General features: G+C 67.3%; 14 protein-coding genes. 9 read left to right on the top strand and 5 right to left on the bottom strand.

Going from position 1 to position 14,190, the window contains the following annotated elements:
* Window positions 1–61: 61 nt before the first annotated feature.
* The 3 genes from HX774_RS05045 to ligA all read right to left on the bottom strand — a co-directional run bounded on the left by HX774_RS05045 (window position 62) and on the right by ligA (window position 3,741).
* Window positions 62–484 (bottom strand): DUF2147 domain-containing protein, encoded by a 423-nt coding sequence (locus HX774_RS05045; RefSeq protein WP_178824792.1) that lies wholly within the window; start codon window positions 482–484, stop codon window positions 62–64.
* Window positions 485–793: 309 nt separating this feature from the next.
* Window positions 794–1,408, bottom strand: a complete 615-nt coding sequence (locus tag HX774_RS05040; protein ID WP_178824790.1) for a 3'-5' exonuclease — start codon at window positions 1,406–1,408, stop codon at window positions 794–796.
* A gap of 14 nt (window positions 1,409–1,422) precedes the next feature.
* A complete protein-coding gene (ligA, locus tag HX774_RS05035; RefSeq protein ID WP_178824788.1) occupies window positions 1,423–3,741 on the bottom strand; it encodes an NAD-dependent DNA ligase LigA in 2,319 nt (772 codons plus the stop codon).
* Window positions 3,742–3,883: 142 nt separating this feature from the next.
* Here ligA and HX774_RS05030 point away from each other — a divergent pair, with 142 nt between their 5' ends.
* The 3 genes from HX774_RS05030 (at window position 3,884) to HX774_RS05020 (ending at window position 6,116) form a co-directional block, all read left to right on the top strand.
* Window positions 3,884–4,840: a M28 family peptidase gene (locus HX774_RS05030; protein WP_178824786.1), complete on the top strand. Its 957-nt coding sequence runs from the start codon at window positions 3,884–3,886 to the stop codon at window positions 4,838–4,840.
* Window positions 4,841–4,932: 92 nt separating this feature from the next.
* Window positions 4,933–5,556: an isoprenylcysteine carboxylmethyltransferase family protein gene (locus HX774_RS05025; RefSeq protein WP_114816402.1), complete on the top strand. Its 624-nt coding sequence runs from the start codon at window positions 4,933–4,935 to the stop codon at window positions 5,554–5,556.
* An 8-nt stretch (window positions 5,557–5,564) separates the two neighbouring features.
* Window positions 5,565–6,116, top strand: coding sequence for a hypothetical protein (locus tag HX774_RS05020; RefSeq protein WP_370523342.1), 552 nt, complete (start codon window positions 5,565–5,567; stop codon window positions 6,114–6,116).
* 156 nt (window positions 6,117–6,272) lie between these two features.
* Here the strand turns inward: HX774_RS05020 and HX774_RS05015 are convergent, their stop codons facing one another.
* Window positions 6,273–6,737 (bottom strand): peptidylprolyl isomerase, encoded by a 465-nt coding sequence (locus HX774_RS05015; RefSeq protein ID WP_114816401.1) that lies wholly within the window; start codon window positions 6,735–6,737, stop codon window positions 6,273–6,275.
* A gap of 80 nt (window positions 6,738–6,817) precedes the next feature.
* Between HX774_RS05015 and HX774_RS05010 the strand changes: the two genes are divergently transcribed.
* Window positions 6,818–7,540 (top strand): RlmE family RNA methyltransferase, encoded by a 723-nt coding sequence (locus tag HX774_RS05010; RefSeq protein WP_178824784.1) that lies wholly within the window; start codon window positions 6,818–6,820, stop codon window positions 7,538–7,540.
* A 197-nt stretch (window positions 7,541–7,737) separates the two neighbouring features.
* Here HX774_RS05010 and HX774_RS05005 read toward each other — a convergent pair whose 3' ends face one another.
* Window positions 7,738–8,274, bottom strand: a complete 537-nt coding sequence (locus HX774_RS05005; protein ID WP_255500064.1) for a DUF2061 domain-containing protein — start codon at window positions 8,272–8,274, stop codon at window positions 7,738–7,740.
* A 140-nt stretch (window positions 8,275–8,414) separates the two neighbouring features.
* Between HX774_RS05005 and guaB the strand changes: the two genes are divergently transcribed.
* The 5 genes from guaB (at window position 8,415) to guaA (ending at window position 14,070) form a co-directional block, all read left to right on the top strand.
* Complete coding sequence (gene guaB / locus HX774_RS05000) at window positions 8,415–9,872, top strand: IMP dehydrogenase (protein ID WP_178824780.1); 1,458 nt, start codon at window positions 8,415–8,417, stop codon at window positions 9,870–9,872.
* Between the two features lie 69 nt (window positions 9,873–9,941).
* Window positions 9,942–10,334: an MAPEG family protein gene (locus tag HX774_RS04995; protein ID WP_178824778.1), complete on the top strand. Its 393-nt coding sequence runs from the start codon at window positions 9,942–9,944 to the stop codon at window positions 10,332–10,334.
* 12 nt (window positions 10,335–10,346) lie between these two features.
* The gene (locus HX774_RS04990; protein WP_178824777.1) at window positions 10,347–11,780 is read left to right on the top strand and encodes an RsmB/NOP family class I SAM-dependent RNA methyltransferase; all 1,434 of its coding nucleotides are present in this window, start codon (window positions 10,347–10,349) and stop codon (window positions 11,778–11,780) included.
* Window positions 11,777–12,511: a 5'-methylthioadenosine/S-adenosylhomocysteine nucleosidase gene (locus HX774_RS04985; RefSeq protein WP_370523341.1), complete on the top strand. Its 735-nt coding sequence runs from the start codon at window positions 11,777–11,779 to the stop codon at window positions 12,509–12,511. Before HX774_RS04990 ends, HX774_RS04985 begins: the two co-directional genes overlap by 4 nt.
* Window positions 12,508–14,070, top strand: a complete 1,563-nt coding sequence (gene guaA / locus HX774_RS04980; protein ID WP_178824775.1) for a glutamine-hydrolyzing GMP synthase — start codon at window positions 12,508–12,510, stop codon at window positions 14,068–14,070. Before HX774_RS04985 ends, guaA begins: the two co-directional genes overlap by 4 nt.
* The last annotated feature ends 120 nt before the right edge of the window (window positions 14,071–14,190 follow it).

Genomic DNA, 14,190 nt, shown 5'->3' with positions numbered 1-14,190 from the left:
CCCCCTCCACCGCCTGCGGCGGTCCCCCTCCCCCGCAAGCGGGGGAGGATTTGGATGCGGACTACTGGATGCGGGTCCAGGTCTGGGTCTTGCACAGGGGGGCGACGATGCAGCCGCGCAGGCGCAGGCTGTTGTCGCCGGTCATGGTGATCGTGCCGCGATAGGTGCCGCCGTCCGCGGGATTATAGACCGAGCCGCCGCGCCATTCGGTCGGGCCGCCGGTGAAGCCGCTGAGCATGGGCAGGCCGCGCAGGGTGCGGCCGCGTTGCGTCTCGTCCTTGTTGCGGGCGTCGCGTTGGTTCGGATCGGCGCGGATGTGATCCGAGGTCACGAGCGTGCCGCACAGGGCCTGACCGCAGCGGGCGATGCGCACCTGACCGCCATTGGTCGGGGTCTGCCACAGGCCGGTCGGATCAGCGGCGAGGGCGGGCGAGGCCAGGGCGGCGGCGACAACGGCGGCGGCCGCAAGGACAGACAACTTCATCGGCGTATTCCTTCAGACGGATCGTTGGGCCGATCCTTGTCGGTGAAGGGTGTTCCGGGTTTGGGTCCGAAACAAGGCTCGAAATCTGAGCATCGCTCAATGATTACATGACTTTAGGTCAAGTTTTGAGTGTGATGAGCGACTAAGGTGATGGATTTCCTAGTCTTATTCCTCCCCATTTTATGGGGGGGTGGCGCGGAGCCGTAGTCGACGTGACGGAGGGGGCGACTCGACGGCTGACGTTTGTGCCGCCCCCTCCACCACTTCGTGGTCCCCCTCCCCATGGAATGGGGAGGAAAGGGGTGTTGCTCAGGCGGCGCGCGGGCGGCGGGCGCGCGAGCCAGCGGAGGAGCAGGGGCTGTAGCCGCCCGTGTGTAGACGTCCGAGCGTGATGCCCGTCGCGTTTGCCAGCGAGGAGGCGCAGGCGGCTTCATGCAGCCGCAGGGTCTCCAGCGCCACCGAGGCGCAGGCGAAGGCGTCTTCGGCTGCGTCGTGGTGTTTGAACTGGATGCCCAGCTCGGCGCAGACGTTGTTGAGCTTATGCGAGGCGAAGTCCGGCCAGGTGATCTGGGCCAGCTTGACCGTGCAGAGGTAGTCGAACTCGGGGTAGGCGAGGCCGTAGTGGTCGCAGGTTCCGCGAATGACGCTGACGTCGAAGGCGGCGTTGTGGGCGAGCACAGTCCGGCCTTGCAGGCGGGGGGCGATGGCGGCCAGGACGGCGGGGAACTCCTCAGCGTCCTCGACCTGCTCCGGGCCGATGCCGTGGAAGGCGATGTTGAAGCTGGCGAAGCGCATGCCGGGCGGGCGGATGTAGTGGTGCTCGACGGACTCGATCTTGCCGTCGTTGATCCAGGCGAGGCCGATGGAGCAGGGGCTGGCGCGCTGCTCGTTGGCGGTTTCGAAGTCGATGGCGACGGCTTGCATCAGGCGATCATCATTCAGGCAATCAGGGCAAGCCATTCGTCCTCGGTCAGGACGGCGACGCCGTGCTTTTCGGCGTCCTTCAGCTTGGACCCGGCGCCGGGGCCGGCGACGACGTAGTCTGTCTTTTTCGACACCGAGCCGCTGACCTTGGCGCCCAGGCTTTCGGCGCGGGCCTTGGCTTCGTCGCGGGTGAAGCGTTCGAGCGAGCCGGTGAAGACCACGGTCTTGCCCGCCACAGGGCTGTCGGTCACGGGGGCGGCGACGTCCTCGACCGCGTCCAGCTCGGCCAGCAGGGCGTCCATGACAGCCTGGTTGTGCGGCTCGTGGAAGAAGTGGGCCAGGGCCTCGGCGGCGACGGGGCCGACGCCGGACACGCCCGCGATCTGGTTCAGGATTTCGGAGGGGCCTTCGTTGCGCGCCACGGCGGCCCAGCGGGTCAGGTCGGTCCAGTTGCTGGAGATTTCCGCCAGCGAACGGCGGGCGGGGGCGGCCATGCCGGGGAAGGCGAGGGCGATCTTCTGGTCCATAGGCGCCTCGGGCCAGGGATCTTCGACGGGCGGGCGGGCCTCGGCCATCAGGGTCAGGACGCGCGGCGAGATGGCGTGGGTCGCGGCCAGCCGTTTCCAGTCGTCGCTGGCCAGACCGTGGGCGGCGGCCATGCAGGCGTCGCGGAAGGCGGTCCAGCTGCCGAAGGCGCGCGCCAGGACCAGGGAGGTCTGTTCGCCGATATCGGGCACGCCGAGCCCGAAGATCAGGCGGTCGAGGCTGATGGTGCGGCGGGCGTTGATCCCGGCGACCAGGTTGCGGACGCTGGTCTCGCCATAGCCGTCCTCGTTGCGCAGCAGGGCCAGTTTTTCCTCGTCGCGGGCGAGACGGAAGATGTCCGCCGGCTCCTTGATCCAGCCGCGCGCGTGGAAGGCGATCAGCTGCTTTTCTCCAAGGCCTTCAATGTCGAAGGCGCGGCGGCTGACGAAGTGCTTCAAGCGTTCGATGATCTGGGCGTCGCAGATCAGGCCGCCGGTGCAGCGGCGTTTGACTTCGTCGCCCTCGCGCACGGCCTCCGAGCCGCAGACGGGACAGACGTGAGGGAAGGCGAAGGGAACGGCGTCGGCGGGACGCAGGTTTTCGACCACGCCGACGATCTGGGGGATGACGTCGCCGGCGCGTTGCAGGATGACGGTGTCGCCGATACGCACGTCCTTGCGGGCGATCTCGTCCTCGTTGTGCAGGGTGGCGTTGCGCACCACCACGCCGCCGACAGTGACGGGGTGCAGGCGGGCGACGGGGGTCAGGGAGCCGGTGCGGCCGACCTGGATGTCGATGCCTTCCAGCACGGTCGTGGCCTGCTGCGCCGGGAACTTGTGGGCGATGGCCCAGCGCGGGCTGCGGGCGATGAAGCCGAGGCGCTGCTGCCAGTCCAGCCGGTCGACCTTATAGACCACGCCGTCGATGTCGTAGCCGAGGCGGGCGCGGTCGGTTTCCAGGCCGCGATAGACCGCGATCAGGCCTTCGGCGCCCTCGACACGGGTCGAGCGGTCGTTGACCTGAAAACCCCAGGCGCGAAAGGCCTCCAGCGCGCCGTGCTGGGTGTCGGCGAAGGGCGCCGAGGTCTCGCCCCAGGCGTAGGCGAAGAAGGTCAGGGGGCGCTTGGCCGTGATCCTTGGGTCTTTCTGACGCAGGGAGCCGGCGGCGAAGTTGCGCGGGTTGGCGTAGGTGCGGCGGCCTTCCGCTTCTGCAGCGGCGTTGAAGGCGTCAAAGGCGTCGTTGGGGGCATAGACCTCGCCCCGGATCTCAATGACGTCGGGCCAGCCCGAGCCTGTCAGGGTCTGGGGGATGCTGTCGAGCGTGCGCAGGTTGGCGGTAACGTCCTCGCCGGTCTTGCCGTCGCCGCGCGTGGCGCCCTGGACCAGAACGCCCTTCTCATAGCGCAGGCTGGCCGACAGGCCGTCGATCTTGGGCTCGGCGACGAAGGCGATGGGCTCGTCGCCTGGCAGCTTGAGGAAGCGGGCGATGCGGGCGACGAAGTCGCGCACCTCGCCCTCGTCGAAGGCGTTGTCCAGCGACAGCATGGGCACGCCGTGGCGGACCTCGGCGAACTGGCTGGAGACGGGGGCGCCGACGCGCTGTGACGGGGTGACGGGGCTGGTCAGCGCCGGGAAGGCGGCTTCGATCGCCAGGGCTCGGCGCTTCAGCTCGTCATAGTCGGCGTCGGAAATCTCGGGCGCGGCGTCGGCGTAGTAGAGGGCGTCGTGGCGGGCCAGTTCGGCGGACAGATGCGCCAACTCCTCGCGGGCCTGGTCTTCGGTCAGGGTTTCGACGGGAGTTTGGGACATGGGAATCGCGCGGTCAGCCTTCATCAGTCGCGCTGTTTAGCACCGGCGGCGGCGGGATCGCAGCGTCCATGACAGAAACGTAATCTGACGCAGGGCGCGACGCTCGCTAGCGTCCCGCTGACTGATTTGCCCGGAGCCCTCCATGCGTCCTGTTCTCGCCAGCCTGACCGCCATCGCCGCCGCCCTGACGCTGGCCGCCTGTGAGACCGCGACACCCGTCGCGACTGAGGCGCCCGTCGCGGCGAGCGCTGACTATGCCCAGTTGATGGACGACCTGCGCATCCTGTCGGCGGACGACATGCAGGGACGGGACACCGGGTCTGAAGGCGGGGCCAAGGCGCGGGAATACATCGTCGGTCGATTGGAGGCTCTGGGCGTCCAGCCGTCGCCGATGGGGCGGCTGCAGCCATGGGAGATGCAGGGCCGCACGCGCGAGGGGACCAAGACCTTCAGCGGGACCAACATCATCGGCGTCATTCCCGGCACGCGCGTGTCCGACAAGTACATCGTGGTCACGGCCCACTATGACCACGTCGGGATCAACGACGGTCAGGTGTTCAATGGCGCAGACGACAACGCCTCGGGCGTGGCGACCATGCTGGAGCTGGCCAAGCGGCTGAAGGCCAACCCGCCGGAGCACAGCGTGCTGATCGTGGCGCTGGACGGGGAGGAGCGCGGGCTGCTGGGGGCCAAGCATTTTGTCGAGGCGCCGCCGGTGCCGCTGTCGTCGATCTCGATGAACCTGAATTTCGACATGACGGCGCGGGCCGATACCGACGGCAAGCTGTGGGTCACTGGGACCTATCAGCACCCCTATTTCCGCCCGGTGCTGGAGCGCCTGCCGGCCCGCGCCAACGTCGCCCTGGCCTTCGGCAAGGATACGCCCGAGGACAAGGGGGCCGACAACTGGGTCGAGGCGTCGGACCATGCCGCCTTCCACCGCGCGGGCCTGCCCTTCCTGTATTTCGGGGTGAACTATCACCCAGATTATCACCGTCCGACCGACGACCTGGAGAAGATCAATCCGGCCGTGTTCCAGGACTCGACCGAGCTGGCCATTGAGGGTTTTCGCGCGCTAGACGCCTGGCTGGACCAGTGAGGTTTGCGAGCGCGAGACGGTCGCAAACATAGGTCTTGAAAGCGCCCTCTGAGCGGCGTTCTGTCGCAGCCTCATCAGTCGAGGAAATGCGGATGTCGGCGGTTCAGGGGTTTGATCTTCAAAGAGTGCAGAGGCTGCGCAAGCTGGCGCTGCTGGTCGGTCTGGTCGGCGTCGTGGGGCTGGCCTTTGTCACCCGCTCCATGGGCGGCGAGACCGCGCTGCACGAAGGGCTGGAAGCTTTCGGACTGGCCCTGATCGCGGTCTGCATTGTCGGTCGCGCCTGGTGCTCCCTCTATATCGGCGGGCGCAAGAAGGCTGAGATCGTTGATCGCGGACCTTATTCGATCAGCCGTAATCCGCTCTATATCTTCAGTTTCATGGGCGCATTCGGCGTGGGCGCACAGACGGGCAGCCTGACGCTGGCGGCCCTGTTCCTGATCCTGACGGTCGCGGTCTTCTACGCCACGGTGCGTCGCGAGGAGGCCTGGTTGTCGGAGGCCTTTGGGCCAACCTACCTGGACTATTGCGCGCGGACGCCGCGTTTTGGGCCAGACTTTTCCAAGTGGCGGGACGCCGAGTCGCTGGACGTGCGGCCGCGCTTCTTTCTGACGACCTTGCGCGATGGCCTGGTCTTCCTGCTGGCCGTGCCCCTGTTCGAGTCGGTTGAAAGGCTGCAGGACATCGGCTGGCTTACCGCTCTGATCCGCCTGCCGTGAGGTCGCCTGTGAAGATAAAGCGTTTCGCCGCCGCTGCGGCCCTGACCGGGCTGATGGCGCTGACGGCCTGTGATGGCCCGGCGAAGTCGCCGGAAGCGCCGGCGGCGTCCAAGGCGGCGGCCTTCGCGCATGATCTGCCCGAGGACGTGTCCGGCTACTACATCCCGAGCGAAGAGGTGCGGGTCGATAATTGGCGGCTGCACCATGTCTTCATGGGTCAGGTCCCCGACTTCATCGCCTGGGAGGGCGGTCAGCGTCCGGCGGGCTTTGCGCCGGTGATGATCGAGTTTGAGGACATGGTCGGCCCGCCGCTGGAAAACGGGAACCGTCGTCGCCTGCGGCTGATCCCGGCGGCCTATGACGTGACCGAAGATCGCGTGCGGGTTCAGGCCCTGTCGGGGGGCTTGGGCGCGGTGTCGTTCGATGGAAAGCTCGACCAGGGCGCGCTGGCGACGGCGCGGCGCAATCTGGGAGACAAGGGCGTGGTCCTGAAGGGGACGCTCAAGGTCGGAAACCGGACCTTTAACAACGTATCGATGCGGTGGTGGGCGGGGGACTGAGGTCCGATGCTCTTTCCTCCCTGTCACGTAGAGATGGGGAGGTGGCGCGGCTGCGATAGCGGCCGTGACGGAGGGGGCGTCTCAACGGCGGGCGTTTCCGCCGCCCCCTCCACCACTTCGTGGTCCCCCTCCCCACAGAGTGGGGAGGAGAGTTCCTTAGGCGACGGTCGCCTTGACGATCTTGCCCGGAGCGCGGGGCGGCTCGCCCTTGGGCAGGGCGTCGACGTGTTCCATGCCTTCGATGACTTCGCCCCAGACGGTGTACTGGTTGTCCAGGAAGCGGGCGTCGTCGAAGCAGATGAAGAACTGCGAGTTGGCGCTGTTGGGATCCGAAGTGCGGGCCATCGAGCAGACGCCGCGGACGTGCGGTTCCTTCGAGAACTCGGCCTTCAGGTTCGGCTTCTTGGAGCCCGAGGTGCCGGTGCCGGTCGGGTCGCCGCCCTGAGCCATGAAGCCCGGGATGACGCGGTGGAAGACGACGCCGTCGTAGAAGCCTTCCGAGGCCAGCTCGGTGATGCGGGCGACGTGGCCGGGGGCCAGGTCGTCGCGCAGCTTGATCACGACGTTGCGTTCTTCGCCGTCGCCGGTGTCGAGGGTGAAGGTCAGGGTTTGGTCGGCCATCAGGCTCTCCTTGGGGGTGTGCGGGTCAGAATTGTGCGCGGGTCATAGCGGCTGAACGCTGTCACGGCTATGTGGGAAGCATGACTGACGACGAAAAGCCCACTGAGAAGCCGCCGGAACGCCGCCGGATGGTTCGTCCGCCCACGGGCGGCACCGCCGCAGGGCGCGGCCTGGGCCAGAAAATGAAGACGGCCGACACCAAGTCCATGTCGAGCCAGCAGTGGATCAAGCGCCAGCTGGCCGACAAATGGTCCGAGCGCGCGCGCGCCGAGGGCTGGCGCAGCCGCGCGGCCTTCAAGCTGCTGGAAATCGACGACCGATTCCGCCTGATCAAGAAGGGCTCGCGGGTCATCGACCTGGGCGCGGCGCCGGGCGGCTGGATTCAGGTGGCGCTGGATCGCGGAGCGTCGGCGGTGGCGGGGGTGGACCTGCTGATGATAGAGCCGATTCCCGGCGCGACCCTGATCCAGGCGGACTTCACCCATCCGGGCGTGGACCAGCAACTGATCGACGCCATCGGCGGACGGCCGGACCTGGTGCTGTCGGACATGGCGCACAACACGGTCGGCCATCGCAAGACGGACCACCTGAAGATCATCGCCCTGATCGAGATCGCCGCCGACTTCGCCATTCGCACGCTGAAGCCGGGCGGGAATTTCGTGTCCAAGAACTTCCAGGGCGGTGACGCCGGCGGGGTTCTGACGCGGCTTCGCGAAGAGTTCGAGACGGTGAAGTATGTGAAGCCGGAGTCGAGCCGCAAGGGCAGCGCCGAGGTGTTTCTGGTGGCGCTGAACAAGCGGTAGGTGAGGAAACACGCTCGATCCTCCCCCGTGAAACGGGGGAGGGGGACCGCCGCAGGCGGTGGAGGGGGCGGAGACGTCCGCAACCTTTCCAAATCGAGGGTTTGTTCGCTGTGGGCTCTCAACCGGCGTGTCTAATCTCGCCCCCTCCACCATGCTGCGCATGGTCCCCCTCCCCCGCTGCGCAGGGGAGGATGGTGTTACGCGACCGCTCCCGCCGCCCGACGGGCCTTGTTCGCCTCGATGCGCGTCCAGATGCGGTCGTGCAGGGTGAAGAAGACGGTTTGGACCAGGGGCTCGACCGTGCCGATGGCCAAGGCGATGCGCCAGTCGCGGGTCAGTGCGAAGGCGACCAGCACCGCCACGGTGAAGTGCATCAGGCCATAGGTCACGGTCTTCAGCGCCACCTGCTTCAGGCTGCGGGGCAGGGCGTGGCTGTGGCCGTGATGGCCGCCGTGGACGCGGTCCTGCTCCGCCATGGTCATCAGCTCCAGGCGGGCGGTGACGGCCTCGGCGGTTTCCTCGAAGCCCGAGCGCATTCGGCGCTGCTCGATCCGGTGCCAGATGCGGTCGTGGATGGAATAGGCGAAGGTCTGGAAGATGGGCTCGACCACGCCGACGGCCAGGGCGATGCGCCAGTCTCGCGTCAGGGCGAAGGCGACCAGGATGGCCACGATCAGGTGCATGAGGCCGTAGCTCGCGATCTTGAGCGCGAGGCGTCGGGCGGTGCTGATCAATATGCGAACCATTCGCAATACTTGGGTCTGGACGCCTCAGGGTGCAAGGCAATTCCTCTTATTCTTCCTATAGCCCGCGCTTGGGGTTGCGGTTCCCCGCCATGGGGCGTTATACGCGGCCCGCAAAACGGAGACTCCCTATGGAGATACGCGAAGGCCTAACCTTCGACGATGTTTTGCTCGAACCCGGCCCGTCCGAGATCATGCCAGCGATGGCGGATGTCTCGACCCAGCTGACGCGCAACATCAAATTGAACATCCCGCTGCTGTCGTCCGCCATGGACACAGTGACCGAAAGCCGCCTGGCCATCGCCATGGCGCAGGCTGGCGGCCTGGGCGTGCTTCACCGCAACATGACCATCGAGGAGCAGGCCGAGCAGGTCCGCGCCGTCAAACGCTATGAAAGCGGCATGGTCATCAACCCGGTGACGGTGTCGCCCGACACGACCCTGGGCGAGGTTCGCCAGATCGTCGACCGCAAGAAAATCACTGGCTTCCCGGTGGTCGATCCGGCGACCGGCAAGCTGGTCGGGATGCTGACCCACCGCGACATGCGGTTCGAGAGCGATCCCTCGATCAAGGCCTCGGCCCTGATGACCACGGGCGACCTGATCACCGTGCGTGAAGGCGCCGGTCGTGACGAGGCGCGCAACCTGCTGCGCACGCGCAAGATCGAACGCGTCATCGTCGTGGACGAGGATTACCGCGCGGTCGGCCTGATCACGATGAAGGACATCGAGAAGGCGCAGGCCTTCCCGAACGCCGCCAAGGACGAGCAGGGCCGTCTGCTGGTCGGCGCCGCCTCGACCGTCGGCGACGCCGGGTACGAGCGCGCTATGGCCCTGGCCGAAGCGGGCGCTGACGTGGTGGTGATCGACACCGCCCACGGCCACTCGGCCTCGGTGGCCCAGGTGGTCGAGCGCATCAAGCGCGAGAACAACCGTCTGCAGATCATCGCCGGCAACGTCGCCACCTATGACGCAACCCGCGCCCTGATCGACGCCGGCGCCGACGCCGTGAAGGTCGGCATCGGTCCGGGCAGCATCTGCACCACCCGCATCGTCGCGGGCGTGGGCGTGCCGCAACTGACCGCCGTGATGGACGCCGCCCGTGCGGCCAAGGACAGCGGTTCTCCGGTCATCGCCGATGGCGGCATCAAGTATTCTGGCGATCTGGCCAAGGCCATCGCGGCGGGCGCTTCGGTCGCCATGATGGGTTCGATGTTCGCCGGCACGGACGAGAGCCCCGGCGAGGTCTTCCTGTACCAGGGCCGGTCCTACAAGTCGTATCGCGGCATGGGCTCGGTCGGGGCCATGGGCGCCGGCTCGGCGGATCGTTACTTCCAGAAGGAAGTCTCCACCGAGAAGCTGGTGCCTGAGGGCATCGAGGGGCAGACGGCCTACAAGGGGCCGATCTCGCCGGTGCTGCACCAGATGGTCGGGGGGCTTCGCGCCTCCATGGGCTATGTCGGCGCCGCCACCATCAAGGACTTCCAGGACCGCGCCCGCTTCGTGCGCATCACCAATGCGGGCCTGCGCGAAAGCCATGTCCACGACGTGATGATCACGCGCGAGGCGCCGAACTATCGTCAGGGCTGACCCTGATCCGCTCCCGGTCTTCGGATCGGGAGCGGTTTTGTCTGTGACTGAATGCGGAGGGGCTAGGACGTGACGACTGAACTGACCTATCTGGCGGCGGTGCTGGTTCTGGCCCTGGTGCAGATCTTCCTGCCGGCGGGAGCGCGGACCCTGGAGTTCGGCTCCAAATGGAACGCCGGCGCCCGCGATCAGACGCCGGAATCGCATAACCCTGTCGTCGGCCGCCTCGAAAGAGCCCAGTCCAACCTGTACGAGACCCTGCCGCTGTTCATCGGCGCCGTTCTGATCGCCCACGTCACGGGGGCGGAGAGCGCTCTGACCCTGTGGGGCGCCGCCCTCTATTTCTGGGCGCGCGTCGTCTATGTTCCGCTTTACGCCTTTGGCGTGCCCTATATCCGGTCGCTGGTCTGGCTGGTCTCGCTTGCGGGACTGATCATGATCCTCGCGGCTCTTTTTAACTGATCCGAGACCCGATTGACCCCTGCAGCCCGCCTCGCCGCCGCCGCCTCCGTCCTCGACAGCATCGCCCACAGCCGCCAGCCGGCCGAGGTGGTGCTGAAGGCCTGGGGCGCCGCCAACCGCTATGCGGGGTCCAAGGATCGTCGCGCCATCGCCGACCGCGTCTACAAGGTCATCCGCGCCCGCGGGCGTCTGGTCTGGGCCATGGGTGGTCGTGAAGACGGTCGCGCCCTGGTCATTGGCTCGCTGTCGCTGATCGACGGCCTGTCGCTGGACGAGATCGAGCTGCTGCACTCGGGCGAGGGTTACGGCCCGCGTCCCCTGTCGAAGCAGGAGCGCGCCCGTATCACAGCCGGGCCGGGCGAACTGCCCGGCTGGGTCGCCGCCGGCCTGCCCGAGTTCGTGGTCGAGGACTTCAAGATCACCTTCGGCGACCGCTGGACTGAAGAAGCCCACGAACTGATGGCGCCGCGCGCGCCCATCGACCTGCGCGTCAACGTGGCCAAGACCACGGTCGCGGGCGTCGAGGCGGAACTGACCGAGGCTGGCCTGTCGCCCGAGCGCACGCCCTGGTCCGCTGTCGGCCTGCGCCTGTCGGCCGAGCCCCCGCCCAACGTCCAGGCGCTGGAGGCCTTCAAGCAGGGCCATATCGAAATTCAGGACGAAGGCAGTCAGGTCGCCTGCTGGCTGACCGGCGTCGAGCCCGGCATGACGGTCGTCGACTATTGCGCCGGCGGCGGCGGCAAGACCCTGGGTCTGGCCATGCTGGGCCAGCCGATCGTGACCAAGGCGCCCAAGGCTGAAGCCGAGGCCGCGCCGGTCGCCACATGGTCGCCGGTCGGCGGGGAGGGCGCTGCGCCCCAGCCCCAACCCAAGCCCAAGGCCAAGCCGGTCGAGATCACCAGCACCATCCGCCTGTTCGCCTATGACGTGGTGCAGAAGCGTCTGGACAACATCCGTCCGCGCCTGGCCCGCGCCGGCGTCACCGCCGACCTGCGCCTGCTGGGCCAGAACGGCGGCGGGGTCGAGGACCTGGTGCGTCAGGCCGACGTGGTTCTGGTCGATGCGCCGTGCAGCGGTTCCGGCACCTGGCGCCGTCGTCCCGAGGACGCCTGGCGTCTGAAGCCGTCGGAGGTGGAGCGCCTGCACGCCTTGCAGGTCCAGATTCTGGACCGCGCCTCGGCCCTGGTGAAGCCGGGCGGGCGTCTGGTCTTCGTCACCTGCTCCATGCTGCGGGGCGAAAACGAAGCCACGGCCGACGCCTTCGAGGAAAACCACCCCGAGTTCGCGCCGGTCCCGGTGGCTCAGGCTCTGAACGCCTCGACCCTGACCGATGCGGCGCGCGAGCGTCTGGGCGCTCTGGCCGATGGCGGTCATCGCCTGCGCCTGTCGCCGGCCTCGACCGGCACCGACGGCTTCTTCGCCGCCGTCTATGAGCGGACGGCGTGAGCGAGGGGCGTTCCGAAGACATCTATGGCCTGACGGTCCTGCCCGTCATGGCGGCGCCCGCTGAGTACGGCGCCGCCCTTCAGGCGCGGATCACGCCGCTGATGACCGGCATCGGCCCGGTCGAGGCGGCCATCGCCCTGACCGCGGCCCTGACGCGGCTCGAAGCCGAGGACGTCCTGCCGGACCTGATCGTGTCGCTGGGTTCGTGCGGATCGCGCGACCTGGACCACGCGGCGGTCTATCAGGCCTCGTCCGTTTCCTATCGCGACATGGACGCCAGTCCGCTGGGCTTCGAGAAGGGGCGGACTCCGCTGCTGGACCTGCCCGCCGTTCTGCCTCTGCCTTGCCCGATACCCGGCGTGCCGACCGCGACCCTGTCGACCGGGGCCAACGTGGTTTCCGGCGCCGCCTATGACGCCATCGAGGCCGAGATGGTGGATATGGAGACCTTCGCCCTCTTGCGTGTGGCCCAGACGTTCGGGGTGCCCCTGGTCGCCCTGCGCGGCGTCAGCGACGGCAAGAGCGAGCTGACAAAGCTGGAGGACTGGACCTCCACCCTGCACCACGTCGACGCCAACCTGGCCGCCGCCTGGGACCGTCTGACCGAGGTGCTGACGACGCAAGGGTTGGCCGCATTGGCCGATGTGCCCGCATCGCGACTTGATCCCGACGTCTTCACCCGTCAAGAACCCGCCCCATCAACGCCCGCTTCGGATTCTGAGCCCTCATGACCGCGCCACACACCCATGAAGCCGTCCTGATCGTCGATTTCGGCAGTCAGGTGACGCAGCTGATCGCGCGGCGCCTGCGCGAAGCCGGCGTCTATTGCGAGATCCATCCGTTCAACAAGGCGGGCGAGGCGCTGAAGACGGTGGCGCCCAGGGCCATCATCCTGTCGGGCGGCCCCAACTCGACGACCGATGCCGACAGCCCCAAGGCTGACCACGCCCTGTTCGAGGCCGGCGTGCCGGTGCTGGGCATCTGCTACGGCGAACAGACCATCTGCGCCGAGCTGGGCGGCAAGGTCGAGAGCGGCCACCATCGCGAGTTCGGCCGCGCCGAGATCGTCATCACCCGCGAGAGTCCGCTGTTCGCCGGCATCGGCGCCGTCGATCACCGCGAGACCGTGTGGATGAGCCACGGCGACCGCGTCACCGCCATCCCCGAAGGCTTCCACGTCATCGCCACCTCGGAAGGCGCGCCCTACGCCGCCATCGCCAATGAGGAGCGCAAGATCTACGGCGTGCAGTTCCACCCGGAGGTGATGCACACCCCGCGCGGCGCCGTGATCCTGAAGAACTTCACCCATGGCATCGCCGGCCTGACCGGCGACTGGACCATGGCTGCCTATCGCGACGAGCAGATCGCCAAGATCCGCGAGCAGGTCGGCTCGGCCAAGGTGGTCTGCGGCCTGTCGGGCGGCGTGGACTCGTCCGTGGCCGCGGTCCTGATCCATGAAGCCATCGGCGATCAGCTGACCTGCGTTTTCGTGGACACCGGCCTGCTGCGCAAGGACGAGGCCAAGCAGGTCACGGAACTGTTCCGCGAGCACTACAACATCCCGCTGGTGCACGTTGATGCGTCGAAGGAATTCCTCGGCCAGCTGGCCGGGATTTCGGACCCGGAGACCAAGCGCAAGACCATTGGCCGCGTCTTCATCGAGATCTTCGACCGCGAGGCCGCCAAGATCGAAGGCGCCGAGTTCCTGGCCCAGGGCACCCTCTATCCCGACGTGATCGAGAGCGTCTCGGCCTCGGGCGGCCCGTCGGCGGTGATCAAGAGCCACCACAATGTCGGCGGCCTGCCGGACTTCATGAAGCTGAAGCTGGTCGAGCCGCTGCGTGAGCTGTTCAAGGATGAGGTCCGCGCCCTCGGCCGCGAACTCGGCCTGACCGACGCCTTCGTCGGACGCCACCCCTTCCCGGGGCCGGGCCTTGCTATCCGTATTCCGGGCGAGATCACCCCGGAAGCGGTCGCCACCCTGCAAGACGCCGACGCCATCTATCTGGACGAAATCCGCAAGGCCGGGCTCTACGACGACATCTGGCAGGCCTTCGCCGTCCTGCTGCCGGTCAAGACGGTCGGCGTCATGGGCGACGCCCGGACCTATGAAAAGGTCCTGGCCCTGCGCGCCGTCACCTCGACCGACGGCATGACCGCCGACTTCTACCAGTTTCCCTGGGACATCCTGGCCAAGACCGCCACGCGGATCATCAACGAAGTCCGAGGCGTCAACCGCGTCGTCTACGACGTGACGTCGAAGCCCCCCGGCACCATCGAGTGGGAATAATTCATGCCTTTCGGCAGCTTTCGGGATCGCTTGCGAAGTTGCTTGTAAGTCGCTGACGTAAAAGTAAATTCTGACGAGGCCCTTCGAAGACTTTCGGAGGGTCTCGCTTTTGTGGTGACG

The sequence above is a fragment of the Brevundimonas sp. P7753 genome (assembly GCF_013386595.1).
GTDB lineage: Bacteria > Pseudomonadota > Alphaproteobacteria > Caulobacterales > Caulobacteraceae > Brevundimonas > Brevundimonas bullata.
The sequence above is the reverse complement of the archived record's forward strand: the minus strand, read 5'-3'. Positions and strand labels throughout refer to the sequence as shown.

Bases quoted from the DNA above. Each gene is read 5' to 3' on its own strand.
- HX774_RS05045 (WP_178824792.1), bottom strand. From the start codon at position 484: ATGAAGTTGTCTGTCCTTGCGGCCGCCGCCGTTGTCGCCGCCGCCCTG.
- HX774_RS05040 (WP_178824790.1), bottom strand. From the start codon at position 1,408: ATGCAAGCCGTCGCCATCGACTTCGAAACCGCCAACGAGCAGCGCGCC.
- ligA (WP_178824788.1), bottom strand. From the start codon at position 3,741: ATGTCCCAAACTCCCGTCGAAACCCTGACCGAAGACCAGGCCCGCGAG.
- HX774_RS05030 (WP_178824786.1), top strand. From the start codon at position 3,884: ATGCGTCCTGTTCTCGCCAGCCTGACCGCCATCGCCGCCGCCCTGACG.
- HX774_RS05025 (WP_114816402.1), top strand. From the start codon at position 4,933: ATGTCGGCGGTTCAGGGGTTTGATCTTCAAAGAGTGCAGAGGCTGCGC.
- HX774_RS05015 (WP_114816401.1), bottom strand. From the start codon at position 6,737: ATGGCCGACCAAACCCTGACCTTCACCCTCGACACCGGCGACGGCGAA.
- HX774_RS05010 (WP_178824784.1), top strand. From the start codon at position 6,818: ATGACTGACGACGAAAAGCCCACTGAGAAGCCGCCGGAACGCCGCCGG.
- guaB (WP_178824780.1), top strand. From the start codon at position 8,415: ATGGAGATACGCGAAGGCCTAACCTTCGACGATGTTTTGCTCGAACCC.
- guaA (WP_178824775.1), top strand. From the start codon at position 12,508: ATGACCGCGCCACACACCCATGAAGCCGTCCTGATCGTCGATTTCGGC.